The organism is Shewanella sp. SM29 (genome assembly GCF_025654245.1).
Taxonomy (GTDB): domain Bacteria; phylum Pseudomonadota; class Gammaproteobacteria; order Enterobacterales; family Shewanellaceae; genus Shewanella; species Shewanella oncorhynchi.
Genome location: NZ_JAKKRN010000020.1, coordinates 13,218 through 36,039 on the forward strand (window position 1 = coordinate 13,218; position 22,822 = coordinate 36,039).

Below are 22,822 nucleotides of genomic sequence, written 5' to 3' on the forward strand. Positions count from 1 at the left end.
GTAATTATGCAATTTTTATCTGATGCACAAACACATAAGGGACTTGTTCGCAAAATAAATGAAGATGCCTGCTTGTCATTACCAGAATTTGGCTTATGGGCTGTTGCTGATGGTATGGGAGGACATGCTGCTGGTGATATAGCAAGTCAATTGGTTATGGATGTATTAACGCAGACTGCATTGAAACATAAAGAAAGTATTAGCTCTGAAATTATTGTTCAGGCTTTGTATGATGCAAATCGTGCTGTGTGCAATTTTAGTGAAGATAAATTAGAGGGTAGTACTGCTGGTACAACTGTTGTTGTTCTTTTTATAAGTAAAGAGACATATCACGTGTTTTGGGCCGGCGATAGTCGATGCTACTTGTTACGTTCTGCTAATCTTATTCAGCTTAGCAGGGACCATAGTCAAGTTAATGAAATGATTTTAAAGGGATTAATTTCTGAGAGTGATGCGGAGAATCATGAGCTTTCGAATGTCATCACGCGTGCAATCGGTGTTGATGCTGATATAGAGGTTGACTATATATTTGGTCGTTGCAGTCCCGGAGATATATATCTTTTATGTACCGATGGATTGAATAAAGAAATTCCAGATAGAGAAATTGGTGATTATCTACTCAATAACAATGTATATGAAGCTAATCGAGCGCTACTCCATTCAACGTTGGTTTCAGGTGCAAAGGATAATGTCACGAGCATTCTAGTGAGTATATTTGATTCTAATTTTGATTATGAATGTGCCAAAACGATCCCGCTGTATTCTAAGCGTTGAAAACTGACTTTTGGCCTTTTTCGAAACTAATATGGAATAATTAACAATGGACTATGATGATATAATTGATTTTTCATTACTGATAAAAAATGTTAATGAGTTGGCTCCTTCAGGGGTCGATCCTCGCACAGATATATCTCCGAGTTCTCAGTATTATCGATTAAAAGATATTCGTAGTAATGCTAGAGCGAATGAACGGAAGTTGCTGGTAGAAGAAGATGACTTTCAGTCTTTAGTTGGGGATTGGCGACCCATTATTGATGAAATACCAAATGCACTTGTGCACGAGGTAAAGGATCTAGAGTTTGCAGCTTGGTTAATCGAAGCATTGTGTCGTGTTTATGGTTTCAGAGGGCTTGCGATTGGCTTTAAAACTGCGCACCTTATCATAGAGAACTTTTGGGATAGTTTATATCCGAGTCCTGATGATGACGATATTGAATTTCGCATTGCATCCTTAATTGGACTTAACGGCTATGATGGTGATGGTGCATTAATTACACCAATTATGAGTATTCCGATTACTCAAGATACAAGTTCTGGTTGTTATGCTACTTGGCAATATATTCGAGCATTAGACCTATCTAGAGAAAATGAAGATAAACAACGGAAAAAAACAGATAATGGTGTTATAAGTGTCGAGCAAATTAATAGAGCTGTTTCTGAATCCTCTAAAGAGTTTTATGGGGAGTTAGTTGAACAGTTAAATAGTGCTATTGATGAGTTTGAACAGTTATCAAAAAATATGGATAGAGTTATGGGACAACCGCAACCTACCACAGCCATTAGCAAATCACTACAGAAATGTCTTGATTCTGTTAAATATCTTGCGGCCGATAAATTGGCAGTTATTAGTTCTGAAGTTAATGATAGCATTGATATTAATATTGATGGCGAAACGCAGACAATCGGTGCTGTCGATAATCAGCTCCAAACACGGCAACAAGTTATTAGAAGTTTACAGCAGGCTGCTGAATTTTTTAGAAAAACTGAACCTCATTCGCCTATGTCTTATTCACTAGAGCAAGTTATTCGTTGGAGTAGCTTAACTTTGCCTGAGTTATTGCAAGAGCTTATAGATGATAGTAATAGTCGTAATGGGTATTTTAAACTAACAGGCATAACTGAAACTAAGTAATGTTAATCATGCCTAGGTGATGTTATTCCAAGGCAATTCTGTTTAATAGGAGAAAAGAAATGGAAAGTATTCACAGTAAATTATCACGAGTTAGGAAGCCAAGAGTTCATATAACTTATGATGTCGAAACAGAAGGAGCTTCGGTTAAAAAAGAACTGCCGTTTGTTGTTGGTGTTATGGGCGATTTTGCGGGCCATAATACAGAGGCTTTGAAACCATTGAAAGATCGCCGTTTTGTGCAAATAGACCGGGATAATTTTGATGACGTTTTACGTCGCATGAATCCAAAATTAAATTTTAAAGTTGATAATAAGCTCGCGAATGATGATAGCCAATTTGCAGTAGAACTTGAGTTTAAATCGATGCAGGATTTTGAACCTGCAGCGATTGTTAGACAAGTTGCACCTTTAGATAAGTTAATGGCTACTCGTAATAAGTTACGTGATCTCATGACTAAAATTGATAGGTCAGAAGAACTTGAAAACATTCTTGAACGAGTGCTTAACAATAACGAAGATCTGCAGAAGTTAGCGCAGGAACTGAGTTTAGAGGATAAATAATATGAGCATGGAAGCATTAGCTGAACAACACGATAATGCGCAAGTGGAAACGTCCTCTTTACTGGAGATGGCTATTGGCGCAACCAAGCAAACGGAAGCAACTCGTGCTGAGGAATTAATCCGTACTTTAACGGAGGAAGCGCTTAACGGTACCGTATCTTGGAATAAAAACTTAACGGTTACCTTTAATGAAGCAATCGAAAGGCTGGATGAAGCAATTTCTAGCCAATTATCTGCCATCATGCATACTGAGGCTTTTCAAAAACTGGAAGGTTCTTGGCGTGGTTTGAATCATTTAGTCAGTAATTCAGAAACGAGTTCAACGCTAAAAATTCGTTTAATGAGTATGACAAAAAAAGAGCTTTATAAAGATTTAAGTAAAGCTGTTGAGTTTGACCAAAGTCAAACATTCAAAAAAGTATATGAAGCTGAGTTTGGAACTCCTGGTGGTGAGCCTTATGGTGCGCTGATTGGTGATTATGAATTTACCAATCATCCTGAGGATATTGAGACATTAACCTATATGTCTAACGTCGCCGCCGCAGGTTTTTGTCCTTTCCTTTCATCTGCTTCTCCAACTATGTTTGGATTTGACGAGTGGACAGAATTATCTAAACCCCGTGATTTAGAGAAGATATTCGAGTCTCTTGAATATACGAAATGGCGTTCTTTCCGTGAGAGTGAAGATTCTCGATTTGTCACACTAACTATGCCTCGAGTATTAGGTCGTTTGCCATATGGTAATGCGACATGTCCAGTAGAAGAATTTGGTTTTGAAGAGTTTGAGTTAGACCCTATTAAAAAGGTCGCTATAACTGCTGATCATGCTGATTATTGCTGGATGAATGCTGCTTATGTACTGGGTAGCCGTTTAACTAACGCATTTTCTCAATATAGTTTCTGTACTGCTATTCGTGGCGCCGAAGGTGGTGGAAAAGTAGAAGGTTTACCAAGTCATATCTTTATGAGTGATGACGGTGATCCAGATCTGAAGTGTCCTACTGAAATAGGGATCACGGATAGACGAGAAGCTGAATTAGGTAAACTAGGGTTTTTACCGCTATGCCATTATAAAAATACGGATTACGCAGTATTTTTTGGTGCACAAACAGCTCAGAAACCCCATAAGTATGATAGCCCTGAAGCTACGGCCAATGCGGCTATTTCAGCTCGCTTACCATACTTAATGGCGACATCACGTTTCGCTCACTACTTGAAAGTTTTAGCTCGAGATAAAATCGGTAGCTTCATGGAAGCTGAAGATGTTGAAGTCTGGTTAAATCGCTGGATCTTAAGCTATGTGAATGCTTCAGAAGGTGGCGGACAGGAAGTGAGAGCGCGTTATCCTTTAGCTGATGCGAAAGTACAAGTTAAAGAAATTCCTGGTCGTCCAGGATCATATAATGCGGTTGCATGGTTAAAGCCTTGGCTTCAACTTGAAGAATTGTCAACGTCTTTACGATTAGTTGCAAAGATCCCACAAATCGGTGGCTAACACTCACTTGTGAGTTTGATATGGACTTAGCTTTAGTTAAGTCCTATTTTTTGTTTTTATGTGGGAGATTATATGTTCAATGAGGTTAACTTTGTCTCAGAAGATATTTTTCTATCTGAGTCAAATGATCCGATTGAAAATCGTGCCACATACTCTGATATTACGCGCAGAGGTGTACTTGCGCGTTTTTTACGAGAAAACAATCCTGCACTAGCAATAGTATATTGGTTAGAGAACGTGGAAAATATGACTAACATAGAGATTGAACATATAGTTCCATCTCTATGCCGGTCTATTTCTGCAATTGATGAGCTAATCAACGCTCAGCTTAATGAGATATTGCATCATTCAATATTGCAAGAATTAGAAGCGAGTTGGAGAGGGGTTTTATATCTCACCGAGCAAGCTGGCATCTATGATAGGGAACAAAAGACCAAGATAAAATTGATTTCTTTATCTTGGACTGAGCTATCAAATGATGTTACAAGAGCAATTGATTTTGACCAAAGTGAATTTTTTAAGCTGATATATAGCAATGAATTCGATATGCCAGGTGGCGAACCGTTTGGTGTTATTGTTGGGGATTATAAGGTTAGTCATATTATCCGCCCAGGGCATGCTGTAAATGATCTTGATATTTTAAAAGATGTTACTCGAACGGCTGCAGCGGCTTTTTCTCCATTTATTTGTTCAGCTCATCCATCTTTATTTGGCGTTGATGATTTCTCCCAATTAGGACAAGTAACAGATATTGGCAATCAATTTAAACAAATTGAATATATAAAATGGCATGCTTTAAGAGAAATGGACGATTCTCGCTTTCTTGGTATTGTGCTACCTGAAGTTCTAATGAGAAGCCCATATAAAGATGACGGTTCAAGAATAGAATGCTTTGTTTTTAAAGAAAATTTATCTAGGCCAGAAAAAGATTATCTTTGGGGAAATGCGGCTTTTGCTTTTGCTGCAGTATTATTACGAGCATATTGTGAATCTGGTTGGTTTGGTCAAATACGCGGAGTTAAGTCGGGTAGTCATAGTTTTGGTCTTGTAAGTGGATTACCTGCATGTCAGTATGAAACTGATATATATCAAAAATCTAATAAGCCGTCTGTAAGTTTACTTGTAAGCCATCGGTTTGAAGCTGAATTATCCGATAATGGATTTATTCCATTGTCAGCCGTTCCATACAGTGATTTTTTTGCATTTTATAATAATGCCTCTGTTCAGCAGGCTAAAATAACAAATAAATTGGTCGTAAATGTTAATCATAGATTGTCAGCAATGCTGCAGTATATTTTATGTGTTGCGAGATTTGCCCATTATATAAAAGTTATGGGGCGAGATAAGGTCGGTGGATATCATTCAGCACAAGAATGTGAGCAGGATATGCAAAAGTGGTTACATAAATACACAACTGCGACTGAAGATGCATCCGACGAAATTAGAGCACGATTTCCATTGCGAGCAGCAAGGATAGAGGTTAAGGAAAAACGTGGTAAGCCAGGACAGTTTTATTCAATAATTCATTTGCAACCACATTTTCAGTTGGACCAAATGGTAACGACTGTAAGATTAGTTGCTGAGTTGTCACCAAAGAAAAATTCAATCTAAATGAAAAGGAATAACATGAAAAAGTTAAATTATTTAATTAAGCAAGGAAAGCTAAATTTGGCTTGCGAATACTGTAAGGAGGCGTTAAGAGAGGATCCCATCAATGCTCAGTTACGCGCTATTTATGTAGAGTTACTATGTATCAATGGAGATTTAGAGTCAGCTGATAATCAATTAGACATGATTATTCGGCAACATCCTGACTTCCTATTGGGGGCAGTAAATTTAAGGCAACTGATTCGCGCAGATCAAGCACGATTAGATTTTTATCGTGGCGGAATGACTGCGAATCTCTTTCAGGAATCGGACGATATTTTTGAGAAAACAATACGTGTCAACTTAGCAATGCTTGAGAACAACATAGATGCTGCAACATCGTTAGTTTTCGAAATCGAAAATGATCGAGAGAAAGTATTAGCAAGTGTCAATAACAACTCTATTGATGATATTAGAGATCTAGATGATGTTTTAGCGGGTTACGTTGAAATATATGGTACTGATGGGAAATTTTACTTAGCGAAGTTTTCTGAAATTGAACATTTTACTGTACATAAGGCTGAATCAATTATCGATAGTGTTTGGCGACGTATTGATATTTCAATTGAAAATGGACCCAGCGGCGAAGCATTTCTTCCATTAACGTATGTTTCAAGTGAGGATGAATCTTCTCGCTTAGGTAAAGATACTGATTGGTTGCAAAAAGGGGAGTTTGTTGCCACAGGGACAGGTCTTAAAATGTGGTTGGTTGGTGATGAAGTACTCCCAATTACAGCGATAAGTAGTTTTGAAAAGATGGCATCTTGCTCAGCTTAATCAGCCTCTTTTAATGCGATATCTTGAGATTAATTAATTGAAAATTAATAATAAGCAATCTTTACAAATGTCACTTATTGATCGGTTGATCGATGACGCTCCCGGACAAAGTGATGATCTTCGTTCACGGCGTAACTTTGATTTACGCGCTTTGCGGTCAAATGTTAAGCGTGATCTTGAAAATCTTCTCAACAGCCGAGTTCAGTGGCATGTTTGGCCTGATTGCTATCAAGAATTAAATCAAAGCTTATTGAATTATGGTTTACCTGATTTTTCAGTGATGGTTGTTGATACCGATCATGGGCGTGAAAAGCTATGCCGAGCTGTTGAACAAACGATAAGGCGTTTTGAGCCGCGGTTTATTGATGTAGAAGTGACATTACTCGAAAATGAAGAGGTTATAGACCGTGTGCTAAAGCTAAGAATCCAAGCGTTACTATATGCAGATCCTGAACCTGAACATATTATGTTTGATTCAGAGATAGAGCCCGTTCACTTGGGATTAACGATAAAGGATTATCAATAATGAATGATGAACTCCTGAAGTATTATAATCGTGAGCTTACTTTCATTCGTCGCATGGGCGCAGAGTTTGCTGAGCAATATCCCAAAATTGCAGGGCGTTTACGTATATCGGAAGAGAATGTAGAAGATCCGCATGTCTCACGATTGATCGAAGGTTTTTCGTTACTCACTGCTCAAATTAGGCAGAAACTAGATGATAGTTTTCCTGAAGTAACGGATGCATTATTGGGTCAGCTATATCCAGATTATCAAGCACCCATTCCGGCCTGCTCGATTCTTAAATTGACGAGCCAGAATCTTTCTACTTCTGGAGTTCTAGTTGCTCGGGGAACAGAGTTTGAAACTAAAACTGAAGGGCTTAAAAACTGTTTATTTCAATCTTGCTATGATACGGAAGTGCTTCCCTTAGAGGTAACAAAAGCAGAGTTTAAAAACGCTCCGTTTAATGCTCCAACACCGAACTTAAAACAGCCTATTAAGGCGCTTGTTAAACTTACACTTACATGTGAATTTGATACGACGGAAATGCATGAGCTTGGTGTGACGCGTTTACGATTTTATTTGAATGGACAACGTCATCATGTGTATCCGCTCTATGAGCTTTTATATCGTCAAGTTATCAGTATTGGGGTATCTGCTTCTGATGAAGCAAGTATTCGTTATTTACAACCTCGGCATATACAACAAGTAGGATTTGGTGACAATGAGAATGTAGTGCCATATAGCCAAAAAAGTTTTTCAGGCTATCGATTGCTTATTGAACAGTTTTTGTGTCCTGAGAAGTTTCTATTTATAGATCTAATTGATTTAGACCCAAATTGGCATGGGATTAAAGATGAATTTAATCTATATTTTTATCTTTCTGAAGGCGCTACTGAATTAGAGCGTCATATAAATGCCGATAGTTTTTTGCTTGGCTGCACTCCTGTAATTAACTTATTTCAGCAGAAGCTAGAGCCTATCAAGTTAGTGTCTTCACAATATGAATATCGTCTTGCAGCAAGCTATTTAGATGCTGATGTGTGTGAAATTATATCAATACAAGATATTCGGGCTTATGATCCTTTTGGGAATGAGATGGTTCTGAATCCTTACTATAGTCAAGGGCATCCCGCATTCTCCCAACAGCAGAATATGTTTTGGCATAGTCGACGTGAATTTGTGAATTGGGCCGGTGGTTATTCAGAGGCTGGAACTGAAGTTTATCTGTCAATCATTGACTGTCAGTTTAAAGGTATGGCTATTGATGGTGCAGAACAAGACTGGGTCATTCAAGTTAATGCACTATGCAGCAATCGAAATTTGCCCTCCTATTTACCTTTTGGAGGTGGGGAGCCTCATTTTAGTATTCGTAGTCATGTAGACATTATTAAAGATGTCCGTTGTTTAATTGCACCGACCTCGCCAGTTAGGCCCGCATTGAAAGAGAACACCCGCTGGCAGCTTGTAAATCACCTTACACTCATGAGTTTCAGTGGCGAAAATGCATTGTCTCAGTTACAAGAAACATTAAAGTTATATGATTTTCGGGGAGCGCCAGAGTCCAGAGCGTTGATCGATGGAATAACCGCAGTAACCATTAGCAATGGAACAGCAAGAGTTAACCAGCAAGGAAGAGTCGCTATTTGTGCAGGCTCAGATATTCTTATTGAGTTTAGCCAATCATCCTATGCAGGAACGGGAGTGTATTTTTTTGCAGGTATTTTAGATATTTTCTTTTCGCAGTTTGCTGCAATAAATTCTTACACTCGACTCTCAATTAAATTGCGTGATCAGGCTCAGGTTTATCATACATGGCCGGCTAGAGTCGGTACTCAGGTGTTGCTATGAGTATTAGGGATTGGAAAGACTCTCCCGAGAGTTTTGACTTTTATCAAGCAGTATACTTCTTGCAAAAGCAGTTATCATCTCAAGAACTCCATTGGCATAGTGTCGGGCGAGATGCTTTTCCTGAACAGGAGTTAATTAGATTTAAATCTGTTCAGCATTTAGGTTTTCCAGGGCAAGCAATCAGTAAAGTGGAAAGCAAAGACTATGATTCCGCAGATAAGCAAGCATTTAATATTCATGTAAGCTTTATGGGGTTGACTGGCCCTTCAGGTGTTATGCCCCAACATTATTCAGAATTAATGTTACAAAGGTTGAAATTAAAAGATCGTACAATGCGAGATTTTTTCGATATTTTTAATCATAGACTTATATCACTGTATTATAGAGCTTGGGAAAAACATCAGTTTGCTTGTCACTATGGCAGTCAACAGTTTTCACAAGACCCATTTAGTCAGGTAGTGTTGAAACTCGTAGGTTCTGCTTCAAATTTAAACTCTTATTATGCAGGTGCATTTGTTGCTAAAAGTAGAGGTGCCCAATTTTTAAAGCAAATACTGACAGATTTTCTTGGCGCAGAGATTGAAATAAAATCATTGCAGGGGCATTGGATTTCGTTAAATGCATCAGAATGTAGCTATCTAGCATCTGGAGTAAAACCTGAAGGTGTCAATGCTGAGCTAGGGAAGAGCATGATGTTAGGGCAGAAAGTATGGGATGTCAGCTCCATTATTGACATTAATATTAAGGCTACGTCTGAAGTTTTAAGAAAATTACTACCCAGTCAATCTCTTAATTTATTAGTGCAAAAACTAGTTAAGGAATATTTAGCGCCTCAAGTTAAAGCTAGGGTAACTTTAGTCGGCCGCTATATTGATTTCCCTACTGTTCGGTTGGGTGCGGGAAGTAATCAGTTGGGACAGGTTGGAAGATTAAGTATTCGAAATCATAAGTTGGAAGAAGTTAACAGAGTTGGTTTTAAATTAGCGCGTAGTTAAATAAGCAAAGGAAGCTATTATGTCAAATACCCCATTAAAGAGCCTTGTTGAAAAGCTTAGTCCATCATCAAAAATGGCACTTGAGGCTGCAACGGCTAAATGTCAGTCTCGTAGTCACTATAGCGTTGAAATTGAGCACTGGCTGGATGCAATTTTAGAACAGAAGGATTCAGATATTAGGCTTCTGTTGAATGCATTCTCTATTGATGTTGATAGGGTGAAGTATCAATTACAACAAGCATTAGAAAACTTTAAGACAGGTAACAATTCTTTACCTGCTATTTCCGTACAAGTTGTTAACTTGTTAAAAACAACATGGTTGAATACAAGTATTGATTTTAATGATGAGCGTATTCGGACGGCATATTTACTCTATTCATTGTTGAAGGATGAAACTTTACTCGCCCCAATTAGTAGGCGTGTTACTGAGCTCGACAAAATTGATGCTGCTGAAATACTAAGAGTCTGGCCAAGTCTGGCTCAGCATTCACATGAACAACAAGCTGCAAATATAAGTTCAAATAATACTTCTGATGCACCGACTACAGCAGGTAAAACCCCGTCATTAGATCAGTTTACTGTTGATTTAACAAAACAAGCTAGGGTTGGAAAAATTGATCCCATAATTGGACGTGATTTCGAGATTCGACAGATGATCGATATTTTATCCCGTCGTCGTCAAAATAATCCCATTTTAACGGGGGAGGCTGGTGTTGGGAAAACCGCTGTTGTCGAGGGCTTAGCTCTTAAAATAGCAGCAGGCGATGTTCCTGATCGTCTAAAGAATGTTTCTCTGCGTGTCCTTGATCTTGCGCTATTACAGGCGGGTGCAGGCATGAAAGGGGAGTTTGAAAACCGCTTGAAAAATGTGATCAAGGAAGTTCGCCAGAGTGCTCAACCTATAATATTGTTTATCGATGAAGCGCATACAATGATAGGTAGCGGTGGTCAAGCTGGGCAGAATGACGCGGCTAATTTATTAAAACCTGCATTAGCTCGTGGTGAATTGCGGACTATTGCCGCGACAACTTGGGCTGAATATAAAAAATATTTTGAAAAAGATGCTGCGCTAACCCGTCGTTTCCAAGTTGTAAAAGTAGAAGAGCCAAAGCCTGAACTCGCAATTGTTATGTTGCGAGGAATCTTGCCTGTTATGGAAACGCATCATGGTGTCAATATTGCGGATAAAGCCCTGCAAGCAGCGGTACATTTATCCGACCGTTATATTAATGGTCGACAGTTACCGGATAAGGCTGTTGGCTTACTTGATACCGCATGTTCGCGAGTGTCAATGAGTCAAGATGCTATTCCTGGTCAGCTTGAAGATCAGCAGCGCCGTGTACAGCAGCTTGAAGCCGAAATAGCACTATTACAACGCGAACTAAGATTAGGTGCGGACCACTTAGTTGCTATTGATTTGCTTACTAATCAAATTCTCGATGCAAATAATAAGCTTGAACAAGTTCAGCAGCAGTGGACATATGAAAAAAGTTTAGTTTCAGAAGCAAAAGAACTCGCGATATTACTGCATACGGAGAATGGGGAAGATAATAGTGCATCACTTCATCGATTGAATGAAATAAAGGCATTATTGTCAGCCATTCCAAATCCAATGGTTCATTGGCAGGTTACAGAAAACTTAGTTGCAGAGGTTGTCTCAGATTGGACTGGTATTCCTTTAGGGAAAATGCAAGCTGATGAAATAAAAACAATTCTGGCATTAAAGTCAATTCTAGAAGAGAGGGTTGTTGGTCAAGAGCACGCCTTAGAGTTAATTGCCCGTACGGTACAAACATCACGCGCACAACTTGCTGACGAAAATAAACCGAATGGTATCTTTTTGCTCACAGGTCCAAGTGGTGTAGGTAAAACTGAAACCGCTCTTGCTGTTGCAGAGCAAGTATATGGTAGTGAAGATAGTATCACTATTATCAATATGTCGGAGTTTAAGGAGGAACATAAAGTATCCTTATTACTCGGTTCTCCGCCAGGCTATGTAGGATACGGTGAAGGTGGTGTGTTAACCGAAGCTGTGCGCCGCAAACCTTATAGCGTAATTCTACTCGATGAAATGGAAAAGGCTCATCCCGGTGTTCAAGATATTTTTTATCAGGTTTTTGATAAAGGAACAATAAAGGACGGAGAAGGTAGAGATATTGATTTTAAGAATACAATAATTATTATAACTTCAAATGTTGGTACTGATACGACTATGCGTTTATTTGAGGATGAATCAACATCTCCCTCGCCAAATGGACTTGCTAAAGCACTTAAACCTGATCTTCTACAAGTCTTTAAACCTGCATTTTTAGGTCGGATAAATGTTATTCCCTATTTGCCATTGGCAGATGAACAACTTAAACAGATTATTTGTTTGCAACTCAAGCGTGTTACTCGAAGGTTGTTGAATAATTATAAAGTCGAATTCAATTATGATGAAGATGTTGTCAATTATATTGTCTCGCAGTGTCAAGATGCTGATAGTGGTGCAAGAACCATACATAACGTTATTCAGAATAGAATATTGCCAGAGATGTCAGTCAAGATTTTACAATTTGTTGCAGAGAGTAAAGCTCTATCAAATATCAGACTAATGGTTGATGGCAATGAATTCAAATATGATATTTTATAAAAATATCGTATTAGTCCAAAAGTATTAAATTGAGAAGTTTGATGACCAATTTTTTGGTTGATCTCAGCAAGCCTCTGATTTGCTTGATATGTTGCTGATGTGACCTATGTTTAATCGCGTTATCAAGTATTGAGAGAAACGCTTTTGGTAGTATAATGTCCACCGACAAAAATATATCTAATAATCAAGGAATGCTTAATGTATTTTGCTTTCCTTTATTCTTTGTATTTTTGTGTACCAGGGTCATTAATACCTGAGCATATGAACGTCCAATTAAGGACAGCCGTTAATTAGTAAAAGGAATATAGAATGCAAGCTAACACATATTTGGACTACGAAGGGATTAAAGGCGAAGCAACTGCAGAAGCTTTTAAAGACATGATTACTGTTCTATCTATGGATTGGGGTTCACAACGTGAAATCTCTTCTCATACTGGTACTGCTATGGATCGTGAAGCTAGTTCAACTCGTTTGAGCGATGTTGTCATTACCAAGTTGCAAGATAAATCTTCTCCTGATTTTTTCAAGGAAGCGACTATTGGTAAAGGTAAGAAAGCAATTTTTCATATCACTAAACAAGGTGATAAAATTGAAGAAATCATGAAAATTGAACTAACTGACGCCATGGTAAGTAGCTACCACATGTCAGTTTCTGGTGATCGTCCAGTTGAAACAATTGTTATTAGTTATACAGAGCTAATGATGACAGTTGTACCTACAGATGACAAAAACAACGTATCTGCACCACAAGTTTATGGTTACAGTGGCGTTAAAGGCCAAAAGTTATAAGACTAATGGTCAAACTGATGCGGTTTTCCGCATCAGTTTTTTGATTATTTCGTTTCTACCATTAAGGCTTCGATATGCAGTTGGCGACTCAGGATGAGAACAGTATCAAAATTGATACTCCGTTAGGGAAAGATAAACTTTATTTGACTCGTTTTGTGTTTGAAGAGGCAATATCGGAACTTTTTAATGTAAAGGCGCAAGTTTATACTAATGGTGAGGATATTGATTCACAGGCGTTAATTGGTAAAGATGTGACCATAACGTTGAAATTAGGTGGAGGTAAGAATCGTTTTATTCACGGTATGGTTTCTGACGTCACATCGTTAGGGTTAAGAGTCGCGAAAGAAGCAGATGATAAAGTACATAAAGATTACGTTTTAACTATTGTGCCTGCTGCATGGTTTATGCAACATCGGGTAAATAGTCGTATTTTTAAAAAGAAAAATGTTCTTAAAATTGTAAATGAAGTCGCTGCAGAGCACGGTGTTAAGGTTGATATAGCCTCTAAGATTTCTTCATCTTATCCAGATTATGAATTTAAAGTCCAATATGAAGAGTCTGATTTATTTTTTATAAACCGCTTGCTTGAGCAAGAAGGTATTTTTTATTATTTTACGCACACAGCTTCGCAACATACTTTGGTTTTGGCTGATAAAGCAACAGCTTATGAGCCTTGTGTTGAAAATAAAGTGAAATTTAATACAGGTAGTATTGCTGAAGCTCATATTAATCAATGGCATTCTGCAATTAATATGGCACCAGGTAAATTTGTTCAACGTGGATATAATTTATTAAAACCAAAGGAATTACCCACGGGAACACATGATAAAGGTGGGCTTTTACCTAAGCATACCGATTATGAAGTGTTTGCATATGACGCTGAATCTGACACTCATCCAAGAGGTAAGGCCGTCGCTGCATCGAGATTAGAAGCCTTACAACGTGACATTCAATTGCGCAAAGGCTCAAGTAATTGTCGAACTTTTACTGCCGGTCAAACTTTTGCTTTTAGTGAGCATGAGGATAAGTCTGAAGTCGGTAAGCAGTATGCGATAACTCAGTTAGTCTTAACTTGTGCGATTGTCAATCAGATTGGTGCGAGTCAAAACTCACGTCAACAAATCACAAATACTTTTATGTGTGTACCTAAAAGTGTTCCATATCGTCCTCGTCCTATCACTGCCAAGCCGATGATCTCGGGTGTTCAAACCGCAACTGTTACTTGCAAAGGTGGTGAGGAAATTTCGGTAGATGCCTTAGGGCGCGTCACCGTTAAATTTCACTGGGATCGAAGTGCAATCAAAGATCATGAAAGTTCTTGTCCAATTAGGGTAAGTCAAAGTTGGGCAGGTAAGAATTGGGGTAGTAATTTTCTGCCCCGCCGAGATCAAGAAGTACTTGTTGAATTTTTAAATGGTGATCCTGATCAACCGATTATTATCGGTTCAGTTTATAACTCGGATCACATGCCGCCATATAACTTGCCAGACGGAAAAACTCAAAGTGGTATCCGTACACGCTCAAGTGAAAAGGGGAGTGCGGTTAATTTCAATGAATTGACTTTTGATGATAAAAAAGGAAATGAACTGGTCTATCTGCATGCAGAGAAAAACTTTACATTGCATGTAGAGAATGATCAGTCAGACAGTGTTGATAATGATCGAAAATCGGTCATTAAAGGTAATGATACGCATACTGTCAATAAGGACCGTAAAAGCACGATTGATGGTAGCGATACTTTAAAAGTGGGTAAGAAACTTGTTATCGATGCTGGTGACGCTATTACTATCAAAACGGGTTCGGCTTCAATTTCAATGAAAAGTGATGGTTCTATTAGCATTAAAGGCACCAATATTACGATTAAAGGCAGTAAAGTTAGTATCAACTAGTTAATTATTTGATTGATATTCAAGGAAGAAAGATAAAATGGGTAAACCTGCCTCTGTGATTGGCTCAATGCATATTTGCCCTAAGTTTACGGGACAGGTTCCCCATGTTGGTGGTCCTGTTGTTCAAGGCTCGCCAAATGTTTCTATCTGTGGTATTCCAGCCGCTCGCAAGGGTGACAAACTTGTTTGTATCGGTCCACCTGACACGATTAGTGGCGGTTCATCTACCGTTTTTATTAATGGCAAAAATGCCGCCCGTCTGGGTGATGATACTGCCCATGGTGGTAAAATTGTTGTCGGTGTTCCAACGGTGCTTATTGGTGGTTAATCATGCTAACCGATAAGTCATTGATCGAGATCACCGCATCTCTACTTGAACAAAGACATGTCCTAGTTCAGAGCCGTTATACCAATCGACAGCTACTTATGATGCATGATCAAAAATTGATGCGTGGATTAAACGAATTGCTTAGACGCAAGGTTCACGTTACAGAGCATCGGTGGCTTGATTGGGTTTTAGATTGTTCACAAATTCCATTTGATTCAGCATTTGAGGTTAATCCTCCCCATGCTCTATGGCTGACTGAGCTAAAAATGGCGTTGCATAATATGGATTATGCAGGTATTGCCATGTCAGCTCAGAAAGACAATGCTAATTGGCTTCTTGCAAGCTATCTGCATATCCCCATCCCCAATACTGACAAATTGCTTGAGCAAGATATTTCGTCTGCAATGTTATGGTATCTCGCGAGTATGGGATGTATTTCCAAAAAAGCGGCATTGAACTCCGCAATCCGGAATGCTGATCCAAGATTGAGAGTAGAGATAAAGCTTGCATTGTATATGCTAGGTGACCGCACAGATGAACTCGAATTACTTTCTTGTGCAATAGAGAATGAAATAAGCCACTGGGATTATCTTTTTGTATTGATTTGTGGCGCGCCAGAGCCATTAAAGATCCGTTTGTTAAACCTTATTTGCTCAGAAGCAAATGATAAATCTGCCAGTTTTAAGGCTATCGGCTTTAGTGGCCTATCCAAGTTTATTCCTATGGTTTTAGCCTTAACAAAAGAGCAAGAGACAGAAAATGTCGCAATGGATGTGCTTTATACCTTAGTCGGTACTGTTGAGGCAGAGGTATTACTTTCGCAATTAGATCTCATTGATGAAACGAGCCTTGAGTTAGTGGTGAATAAGTATCCATCCTTAACTAAACTGCAAGTTATCGACACTATCGAGTTAAAAACGTTTTGGCAGTTAGAGTGTCAAGGACAGCGTCAGGCTGCAGCCTATCGCGCTAAAGTACACTTCCCGCAGACTCCCTTAGCCAGACCTTGTCGCTTATTGGGGGGGATATGGCATCTCCAATAACCATTTTGCAATCTGGACTTGTTATTGGTAGAGCTAAAAATAGTATCGATGGGATGATGCTAGATATGATCTCTCCTGAGCCACAAACGTTGTCTCTTGGTGAGAATCAAGAGATTTTAGTTAACTTCATATCGTCTTTAACATTCAATACTTCAGGTCAGTTATCGATTGAACAGTTTATGGCGTTATTTGACTGTTTGTTTTCCGAGCAATTGCAGTGTCCAGAGGATGAATGTGTACTACTCGTTTTACCAGAGTTTTTTAATGGTCAAGATCATTTGTTACACGCGTTATTTGCTCAGATAGCTGTGGTGTATCCTCATTTATTGACGCATAGCTTAAGCCGTATTTTCCCTTATGGGAGTAGTGGCAATCTAACGGCATTAGCTGAAGCATCCCGTTTGTTATCGGTAGATGCAGTAGAGCAGGTTTGGATTATTGCCATGGATAGTTTGGCAGAAAAACAGCTTTTGTTGCAGCTAGCGCAGCAGCAGCGCTTACTCACTGCACAACACATGGGTTTATGCCCATCCGAAGGGATCGTGGGATTATGTTTAGGTAAGTCAGAGGTGGGTGTAGTCGTTAATTTTTCGGCTATGGATGCTGATGTAGAAGGTACACAGAAACAGGCGTTAACGTCTTTATTTACTCAGGTCAGTGCGGAGTCTAGTGATTCACTTCAGGCGATTTACTTTCCTGATAATGGTGATGAAACGCTCACACAGCAGTGGTTAGGTGCATATCCGTTACTGTCGGCCAAAATAGGTCAACATACGCAGCTGTTATTCCCCGCCTATCATACAGGGGAAATCGGTGCTGCAGGTGGTTTGTATCGCTTTGTACATATATTTGAAGGATTTAAAAACGGCTTGTTATCGGGGAATATCTTACAGTGTGAGATTTCTGCCAAGGCATTTCGAGCAGCAGGATTATTTAGTTGGCGGACCTGGAATGGTTCGTTATCACAGCAAGGAAGTTAAACTAGCATGCAAGCCAAGTCGTTATCTTTAAAAGCGCGCTCAGGCGACTTAATTCTATTCAGCACGACAAAGCCGACGCGAACCTCTCTGGCCTTTAGTGATGAGCAGAGTGCTATTGCCTTTTTGCAATCGATGTTTTCTGTATCGGACTTACCTGGCGATACGATTGTGTCTGTATATGCGTGGTTTAATCAGTCAGCATCTTTTACGACAACGTGGAGCCAAGCTCGTGCAGGGGCGCTAAGACAAACGCTTGCAAAAGCGTTAGTTGAACAACAGCTATTTGCCGCAATTTTACCGGCGAAGCCAGTAGAGGTTCCCTCGGCACCGGCTTCGTCTAGTTCTGCTTCTACAGCGAAAGCGTCCAATCCTGGAGGGCGAGCGGAGCCGACGCAAAGTCCGTCCGAGCATGGCCAAAATGATCAACAGGGCCAAAATGCAGCAGGTCAAACGGAACCCCCCAATAAAGATAAAGTCACCTGCGGCGATCCAGTGGCTATGTGTAGTGGTGAGGAAATTCTTGCGTTAACTGATTTTAGCTTAGAAGGTGCTATGCCATTAATCTGGACTCGCACCTATCGTTCAAGCCAAAGTACACAGAATGAAGGCTTAGGTTTTGGTTGGCGGAGTAATTTTCATCAGCATATTGATCTTATTATTGATGACGAGGCCAATTCTCAATTTTGGTTTGTCGACGAAGAAGGTCGACGCTTACCATTTGCCTTTGTTCCTCGTGGGAAAATTACCTATCAGCTTGCTGAAGGACTCGCTCTACGACACGAATCAAATGGCAGCTTAGTGCTAGTCAAGTCTGATGATACTCATTGGGTATTTGTTCCGTGCAATGAAAAGCCGCAATGCTGGGTATTACATCAAGTGATTAATCAGCTGGGGCATACTCTGCAACTTTTCTATGACAGATACCAGAGGCTCAGCCGTATCGACTATACTGCTAAGCGGGGTATTGAATTAACCTACCACGCCAATGGGAATATTAGCCGTATCGAAGCCGTTAGGCACACAGATCAAGGCTTACAACGCTTAGGGATCTTACTGGCTATTTATGAATATGATGAGACAAACGATCTCAGAACTGCAACAAATAGAACGCAGCAAACTGAGCAATATCAGTATGATGGGCACTTGCTCGTTGAGCGTGAACGCGCGAGCGGCTTTAAGCATTATTTCACTTGGTATGGTACAGGACCGTTAGCCCGTTGTCGCCGTAACTGGGGCGATGATGGTTGTTACGATTATCACTTTGAGTACCATGAAGCAGAGCGGCTGGCCGTAAGCACAGATAGCCGAGGTCAAGTTTGGCATTATTACCATGATGCACAAAATCGATTAATCAAAAAGATCGCTCCAGATGGCGCAACTTGGCAATACCAATGGAATGCACAGGGTAAGAAAACCGCTGAAATTCAACCCTCTGGGGCTGTGACCACATTTGAATATAACCGACGCGGCCAGTTAAGCCGAGTGATTGCCGCCGACGAGGGCATTACCCAGTTTCAATATAATGCTCTAGGGCAGCGTAGCGGTGTGATTGATGCAGAAGGTCAGGAGTGGCGCCGTGAGTTTTCATCGGCGGGATTGCTCCGAGCAGAGACCGGCCCTAATGGCGCATCAGTACGTTATGAATACAATCACTTATCACAGCTAGTGAGCATTACGGATGCCTGTGGTCAGCAAACTAAATTGGCGTGGGACAAGGAAGGGCAACTACTCGCTCAGCAATCGCCACAAGGGCTAACTCGCTATAGTTACGATGAATTGGGGTTAATGAATGGCATTGTCGATGCTGCCGGTCTTGTCACTGAATGGCAACGTAATAGTGCTGGCCAAGTGATTTGTCAACGCCAATACCCATTTATGGCAAATAGTCAGATACCAGAGCACGACGTAATTGAGCTTCATTATCAATATGATGATGCGGGACGATTGATTTGCCAGCGTAATTCTCTAGGACACGAGCAACGTCTCGGTTATGCCGGACTAAGCCAAGCTAGCCATTATTGGCAAGCTGATGGTAGTCACTTTGCCTACCAGTACGATAGTGAACGTAACCTTACCGCGATTCAACGCAGTGACGATGCCTGCTATCAAATTGATTACGATGGCCAAGAAAGGCCGATACAAATACAAGGTTTTGATGGTCGATCACAGCAAATTGAGTATGACGTTAATGGTCGGATCCATAAAATTCAAGAGGGTAAGCAAGGTCACGTCATTCTAGAGCGCGATACCTTAGGTCGTATTATCCAGCAAAAAGCGCACAAAGAGACTTCTACCGGACGAAATGTCAGTGAGCAACATTTTCACTACGACAAGTTAGGCCGGTTATTACGGGCAAATAATGCTCAACGTAAATTGCGTTTTGGCTATGCGAGTAGTCATTTTGGTAATAACAAAGCGTTAAAATCACACTGGCAAGACAATTGGCATATTGAACACGAATATGACAATTTGGGGCGTAAAATCGCGACATTGTTGCCTGATGGTAGCCAAATCACCTTACGTTACAACGAGCAAGGCCACGCTGCCTATGTAGGGTTTAATCAACAACCGTTATTGCAGCGTCAGTTCGATAGCGCAAGCCGTGAAACTGAACGCGAATATCACAGCGGTATATTACTCAGCCAACAATACGATGTATTTGGTCGCCTCTGCGCTCAACAGTGGCAAGGGTTAACATCTGCTCAAGAGGACTCGAATAGCCGCTTACATGAGCGTAGTTATCATTATAGCTTGCAACATCAGTGTATTAGTGTGAGCGATACATTCTGCGGTCAGTGGCAATATCAGTATGACTCGTTAGATCAGTTAGTGAGTAAACTGCACTTACAAGATCCCCGCCAGAATGAACAGCATCAATGGGATAGCTTCGGAAATCCGCAGGGGGAGAGTATTGCTGTTCAAGGCGACAGACTGCTGCAATACGATGGGCGACAGTTCCGTTATGACGACAGCGGTAATCAAGTTAGCGTGAGCGCGGCCAAGGCTTCAGTTAATGCGGCGTCAACCCCTGTATCGGCCAACCGCATGGCTCAGAAACGCGAATTTAATGGTTTAAATCAACTGAGTTGGCTAGAGAGTAGTAGCGCATGTTTTCAATACGAATACGATGCGCTAGGGCGTCGTAGTGCCAAAATCACCGCCCAAGGACGGATTGACTATTTATGGGACGGTGATGTTCTGATCGGTGAACACTATCTTGATCACTTTACTTGGTACCTCTACGAACCTAATAGCCATAAACCGCTGGCGATGGTGAAAGACGGACAAGTATATCATTATCAATTAGACCAACTGGGTACCCCCATAGGACTGATTAACGCTACTAATCAACTCGTTTGGCAAGCCCACTACAGTGTGTTTGGTAAGGCCACTGTTACTATTAACGACATAAATAACCCATTGCGTTTTCAAGGGCAGTACTTTGACAGCGAAAGCGGCTTACACTACAACCACTTCCGCTACTACGACCCCGAAACAGGCCGTTTTATCAGTCAAGACCCAATAGGGTTGCTAGGGGGCATAAACCATTACCGATATGCGCCCAATCATATCAACTGGATAGATCCGTTGGGACTGAGTTGCAAGGAAGGTTTAGGAGAAGTGGCTTATGGTCCTCCACCAGAAGAACCGGGATTACAATCCGTAACATTATTACCGATAGAGTGGGCCTTAGAAGGGATCGCAGATTCTATCGAGCAACTCTCAACTATGTTGGAAACTGGCCCCACCTTGGCCGGCGCTGCTACTATGGCCGTTGCGTTGATCCCTGGAAAAGTAGCGGATAAGGTACTGGAGCCCGTGGTTAAGAAGTTGGATAATGTCGAGGTACCCAGCAATAAAGCGCTGACCGTGGCAAAAGCCAGCCTGATGAAAAAGCATAAGGTCGCCTGTTTCAAGAAGAATAGCAAAGGCTCGGATATCGAGTACGATAGACAGCTCAAAGGTCAGCAAGATGGCATCAACAAGATGTCGGTTAAGGAGTATCTGGATAATAGAGAATCCTATAACGCTATAGGTCGTAAAGGCACGGGTGCTGCGCAAAAACAAGCAAGAGAAGATTTCAAAGAGAAGTTAATCAATACGTATCGTGAACAACTTCGTGATAAAGGAATATTTGGACAAGAAGCGTTAGATAAGGCAGCAGAATTAGCTTTGAATGATATGAAGACCTTAAATGCACTGCATAATCCCGACATGATTGCTGGTGGTAAAGATATAGTGTTTGACTTAGGTGATGCCAGTGTCAACCAATCAATTGGCTCTCAATGGAAGACTAAGGGGGGAGATACACTAGGTCGAGTCGACTTGATGGATATTGAAGCTAAAAAAGTATTAGATGAACTGGGACCCGATACATTAATGAATGTCGATCTACACAGGTGTAAATAAAATGAATGACTATTTTGATGAATTTTATAATTTTGGAGGGTTTGGCCCGGCGATAAAATCGGAACTACCATCCGAGGCTATTTTACGGTCTTTTGAAGATAAGCTACCGGCTAGGCTGTTGGAATATTGGCAGGAATATGGTTTCTGTGGCTGGGGCGAGGGTATTTTTTGGACGGTGAATCCGGCAAATTACAGTGAAATCTTGGACTTGTGGTTGGCTGGCACCCCCTTCGTCGACAAGGATAACTATTATGTTATCGGTCGAACAGCTTTCGGGCGTTTATTGATCTGGGGCGAAGCTTCTGGACCAAGCCTAGATATCAATCCTTGCTATGGAATGATATTTCCCACGGATAAAACTGAAGATTTGAAGAGAAGAGGGGCGGAACGCACCGTTGAATTATTTTTCGCTACTAACTCAAAAAAGAGTATGGAAATTCTAGATACTGAAGGTAATCCTCTATTTAAGAGAGCTATGATCAAATTAGGGCCGTTAGAAGCCGATGAAATGTATGCTTTTGTACCTGCTTTGGCTCTCGGTGGAGCCCCAAAACTGGAAAATTTACAAAAAGTAAAAGCTTTAGAACATCTCGCTTTCTTGGCCGAATTGGGTGAGAAACAAGTGATGGCAGATATTGTTGCCCTCTCAAACGCTTTACATCGAGACAAATAGTTATGTTGCATGACAGTGAAACAGGCTTGTTGATCGTGAATACAATACCTTAGAACAATTAATTCAAAAGCGTCATTACACTGAACCGAGTCTAAATGAAGCTTATCGCTGAGATTCGGCATTGGGGCTAGACTAATTTTCTGTAACGTTTTTGGTGAATGCCTTAAAAAATATTAATGCCCTTAATCACTTATCTATCTAGCACTGGCAAGAGTTAATAATTTGATAAAGTTTATAGCTTCTCGTGTACACGATACAGGTTATTAGGATATCAATTGAGATGTTTTACGGTGTTCAGTTCTGATGTTGATATATCTATCATAATAAGAAAAAACAT

Annotated in this window: 17 protein-coding genes; all 17 read left to right on the forward strand. The window is 40.3% G+C overall.

Annotated features, from left to right (window positions below; translation table 11 throughout):
* Positions 1-6 precede the first annotated feature (6 nt).
* Positions 7-774: a PP2C family protein-serine/threonine phosphatase gene (locus L5L77_RS14345; protein WP_263222982.1), complete on the forward strand. Its 768-nt coding sequence runs from the start codon at positions 7-9 to the stop codon at positions 772-774.
* Between the two features lie 46 nt (positions 775-820).
* The gene (gene tssA / locus L5L77_RS14350; RefSeq protein ID WP_006081795.1) at positions 821-1,912 is read left to right on the forward strand and encodes a type VI secretion system protein TssA; all 1,092 of its coding nucleotides are present in this window, start codon (positions 821-823) and stop codon (positions 1,910-1,912) included.
* Between the two features lie 59 nt (positions 1,913-1,971).
* On the forward strand, positions 1,972-2,472 hold the full coding sequence (gene tssB, locus L5L77_RS14355) for a type VI secretion system contractile sheath small subunit (protein WP_006081794.1): 501 nt from the start codon (positions 1,972-1,974) through the stop codon (positions 2,470-2,472).
* 1 nt (position 2,473) lies between these two features.
* On the forward strand, positions 2,474-3,967 hold the full coding sequence (gene tssC, locus L5L77_RS14360; RefSeq protein ID WP_113940345.1) for a type VI secretion system contractile sheath large subunit: 1,494 nt from the start codon (positions 2,474-2,476) through the stop codon (positions 3,965-3,967).
* Positions 3,968-4,039: 72 nt separating this feature from the next.
* Positions 4,040-5,578 (forward strand): type VI secretion system contractile sheath large subunit, encoded by a 1,539-nt coding sequence (tssC, locus tag L5L77_RS14365; protein WP_263222984.1) that lies wholly within the window; start codon positions 4,040-4,042, stop codon positions 5,576-5,578.
* A gap of 15 nt (positions 5,579-5,593) precedes the next feature.
* Positions 5,594-6,391, forward strand: coding sequence for a type VI secretion system accessory protein TagJ (locus tag L5L77_RS14370; protein WP_263222985.1), 798 nt, complete (start codon positions 5,594-5,596; stop codon positions 6,389-6,391).
* Between the two features lie 37 nt (positions 6,392-6,428).
* On the forward strand, positions 6,429-6,917 hold the full coding sequence (gene tssE / locus L5L77_RS14375; protein ID WP_006081790.1) for a type VI secretion system baseplate subunit TssE: 489 nt from the start codon (positions 6,429-6,431) through the stop codon (positions 6,915-6,917).
* Positions 6,917-8,746, forward strand: coding sequence for a type VI secretion system baseplate subunit TssF (gene tssF, locus L5L77_RS14380; RefSeq protein ID WP_263222988.1), 1,830 nt, complete (start codon positions 6,917-6,919; stop codon positions 8,744-8,746). Before tssE ends, tssF begins: the two co-directional genes overlap by 1 nt.
* The gene (gene tssG / locus L5L77_RS14385) at positions 8,743-9,741 is read left to right on the forward strand and encodes a type VI secretion system baseplate subunit TssG (RefSeq protein ID WP_263164733.1); all 999 of its coding nucleotides are present in this window, start codon (positions 8,743-8,745) and stop codon (positions 9,739-9,741) included. The genes tssF and tssG overlap by 4 nt, the downstream gene beginning before the upstream one ends.
* 19 nt (positions 9,742-9,760) lie before the next feature.
* Positions 9,761-12,373: a type VI secretion system ATPase TssH gene (tssH, locus tag L5L77_RS14390; protein ID WP_263222990.1), complete on the forward strand. Its 2,613-nt coding sequence runs from the start codon at positions 9,761-9,763 to the stop codon at positions 12,371-12,373.
* Positions 12,374-12,682: 309 nt separating this feature from the next.
* The gene (locus L5L77_RS14395) at positions 12,683-13,162 is read left to right on the forward strand and encodes an Hcp family type VI secretion system effector (protein ID WP_006081786.1); all 480 of its coding nucleotides are present in this window, start codon (positions 12,683-12,685) and stop codon (positions 13,160-13,162) included.
* A 74-nt stretch (positions 13,163-13,236) separates the two neighbouring features.
* Positions 13,237-15,051, forward strand: coding sequence for a type VI secretion system Vgr family protein (locus L5L77_RS14400; RefSeq protein ID WP_263164730.1), 1,815 nt, complete (start codon positions 13,237-13,239; stop codon positions 15,049-15,051).
* 37 nt (positions 15,052-15,088) lie between these two features.
* The gene (locus L5L77_RS14405) at positions 15,089-15,379 is read left to right on the forward strand and encodes a PAAR domain-containing protein (RefSeq protein ID WP_006081784.1); all 291 of its coding nucleotides are present in this window, start codon (positions 15,089-15,091) and stop codon (positions 15,377-15,379) included.
* Between the two features lie 2 nt (positions 15,380-15,381).
* On the forward strand, positions 15,382-16,422 hold the full coding sequence (locus tag L5L77_RS14410) for a hypothetical protein (RefSeq protein WP_263185470.1): 1,041 nt from the start codon (positions 15,382-15,384) through the stop codon (positions 16,420-16,422).
* Complete coding sequence (locus L5L77_RS14415; protein ID WP_263222992.1) at positions 16,407-17,402, forward strand: hypothetical protein; 996 nt, start codon at positions 16,407-16,409, stop codon at positions 17,400-17,402. Before L5L77_RS14410 ends, L5L77_RS14415 begins: the two co-directional genes overlap by 16 nt.
* Positions 17,403-17,408: 6 nt before the next feature.
* Positions 17,409-21,812, forward strand: a complete 4,404-nt coding sequence (locus L5L77_RS14420) for a polymorphic toxin type 15 domain-containing protein (RefSeq protein ID WP_263222993.1) — start codon at positions 17,409-17,411, stop codon at positions 21,810-21,812.
* A gap of 1 nt (position 21,813) precedes the next feature.
* Positions 21,814-22,485, forward strand: coding sequence for a GAD-like domain-containing protein (locus tag L5L77_RS14425; RefSeq protein ID WP_263222994.1), 672 nt, complete (start codon positions 21,814-21,816; stop codon positions 22,483-22,485).
* Positions 22,486-22,822: the final 337 nt, after the last annotated feature.